Annotated in this window: 2 protein-coding genes; one reads left to right on the top strand and one right to left on the bottom strand. The window is 52.4% G+C overall.

The window, feature by feature from the left end; genetic code table 11:
• The first annotated feature begins 890 nt into the window (after positions 1 to 890).
• Complete coding sequence (locus tag CA13_RS04365) at positions 891 to 1,388, top strand: hypothetical protein (RefSeq protein WP_146394762.1); 498 nt, start codon at positions 891 to 893, stop codon at positions 1,386 to 1,388.
• A 795-nt stretch (positions 1,389 to 2,183) separates the two neighbouring features.
• Here the strand turns inward: CA13_RS04365 and CA13_RS34680 are convergent.
• Positions 2,184 to 2,386, bottom strand: a 203-nt coding sequence (locus CA13_RS34680) for a hypothetical protein (protein WP_419193928.1), incomplete at its 5' end; no start/stop codon positions are given.

The raw sequence follows: 2,386 nt of genomic DNA, 5'->3' as shown, positions 1-2,386 counted from the left end.
GTGCACGCGGAGGACCGGTGGTTCGTTGTCGCAAATGGATACTCAATTCCCGGTCCCCGGTGACGCGGTCCGTTATCCGAAAGAGTTCGACTGGCTCTGTTTTGTAATCTACTTACTTTGATGAAAGAAACGTCGATATTATCGATAACCATCTTGGCGCTAACGCTTGTGGGGTGCGAAAGGACTGCGCTTGATTACCACCGTTCTGTTAGCGACTGGGAGAGTGCAGAGGTAGCTCAAGAAGGAGGGCAACCCTTTGACACAATTTGGACGAAGCCGGGCACATCGTATCCACACTGTATTTTCTATACGGATACTGACCAGGACGGTCGAATCGACCGGAGAGATGAACAGCGCGGAGAACGTTATACCGTTTCGTCTTTTGACGATGATCGCGACGGAAGGTTCGATCGAGAATGTGTATATTCATTGGACACACCGAATAGCGAAAAGAAGGTCGATTGTGCGGTCCCCGCAACATGATCTATGAATCAACGACGATCGGTATGCTGGTGTTGGGCTTTGACGTCACAACACTGGCTTGCGGCTGATGCCGGTGAACGATACACCCGACGAACCATTCCCTCGGACAACTTTTCTGGTTCGACCTTCCAATCTCCTGATGGCTTGCGCGAGCCTCCTCGCACCGACCATCGGCGTGCTCGGGCGACATTCGTTGCTCGACGACGGAACGTCCTGATGGCTTGCGCGAGCAATCTCCTGTTACCATCGGCTTGCTCGGTCTTGCTTTGGAACATAAACTGGCATTCCACCTTCCACCTATATTCACCACGGATAACCATCCGTTGCACACGGAGCCGCGGGCCGCGCGAATTCTCAAATCAATGTCGTTTGCCGCGGCCCGGTGAACGGTGACGTTCTGCTAGTCAATGAAACGCCCCACCTATCGCATTGCGACACTACTTCTCTTCGTTGGGATGTTTGCGTTGGGGTGGCGGTTTGGCGTTTTCACCACTCGTTCTGCCGAACTCACTTTAGCGGAACGAACACGCACAGACGAGCAAGTTGACTACGTACTCGCATCAGCGGTTTGGATTAATAAGATGATCGAGATTGCTAACGAACCACCAGCGGAACGCGACACGCGTTTTCGAAATCACCTGATCCTTCAAATCTACGATCTTGCAAGGACTGAGAAATTCCAGACTGGCAACAACGATGGCGTCTTCTTGATGCATGGCTCACATTCGCTTCAACATTTGGGCGTATCGAACTACGCGGAACTGGAATCTGCGGTACGCGATGCGAGGCTCGTTGCGAGTGCAAAAGAACCTTTTCTTGATGAAACAAACGAAGACTACGATGAAATTGTCGATTTCGTTACACGATCAATTGCCTACGATCCAAACGCAATCACGTCGCCATAAGAAGCAGAACCATGGGTTGGACGCGGAGGCCTCGAAAGCGTCGTTTTGAAATGGTCAATCTTTCGCTCGGCCCCGGTCAACCCTACCGTTACCCGACGTAACGATGAAGATCGTATCGACGTACAACATCGATCTCGTATGATGATCTCGTTTCGACAACGTGATCCGAACGCCAATGTCAAAATCGTAGTTTGAAAATTGCTCGTCTAAATTACCCGTTGGCTAATGCGACTCCACGACGGCGTTTGGCTGGAACCTTGGATAGCCTAACGTCGCTGCTTCGGTCTTTCGGCGTTACCCAAAAACCTGCCCAACAACTGTTTTATTCGACACTGATTTGATACACTGATGCTTTCCGTGGTGACTTGCTCGCCCGTGATCACTTCCACGGAATCGACAATCAAATGGCCGGGATTTCGGGTAACCATCGGATGCAACGGAGGACCGGTGGTTCGTTTTCACGAATGGATAGTCAACTCCCGGTCCCCGCTGATCCGTACCGTTCGCCAACTGAAATCGTTTGACCGCCATGATTGAAACTTGGTGCTGGCGATGCGGCATCGAATACCCGATGCTCGAAGACTCCGAATGGTCTGTAATTCAAACCGCACACGCGTTTATGCATGAAGACCGTGCCGCGCCGATGCGGCAACTCGCCGCCGACGCAAGACGTCTTGGGCTTTCCCAGCCGCGAGCCATCGATAGAAATGCCCCGCTCGTGGCACAACGCCTATGGCACATGATCGCTGGCTTTGAAATGTTCACGGGCATTCTTGAGACGTCGCCGAATCCGATCTACCACCATGTATTATCCGCATACGGACCGCCCTGTTCGTGCTGTGGTAAACTACTACGCACTCGAAATGCTACGTACTGCGTTGCTTGCGGCACTCGTGCATGATCACGCGCACCGTGGCGAACCATGAAATGCACGGGAGGACGGGTGGTCCGTTTTGTCGTCTGCTTGCAAGTATTTCGCCCGTCCCCCGTGATTTCTG

Origin of the sequence: Novipirellula herctigrandis (genome assembly GCA_007859835.1) — a bacterium.
GTDB classification, from domain to species: domain Bacteria; phylum Planctomycetota; class Planctomycetia; order Pirellulales; family Pirellulaceae; genus Novipirellula_A; species Novipirellula_A herctigrandis.
Note: the sequence above shows the minus strand (reverse complement) of the source record. Positions and strands in the feature narration are given on the sequence as shown.

Bases quoted from the DNA above. Each gene is read 5' to 3' on its own strand.
- CA13_RS04365 (WP_146394762.1), top strand. From the start codon at position 891: ATGAAACGCCCCACCTATCGCATTGCGACACTACTTCTCTTCGTTGGG.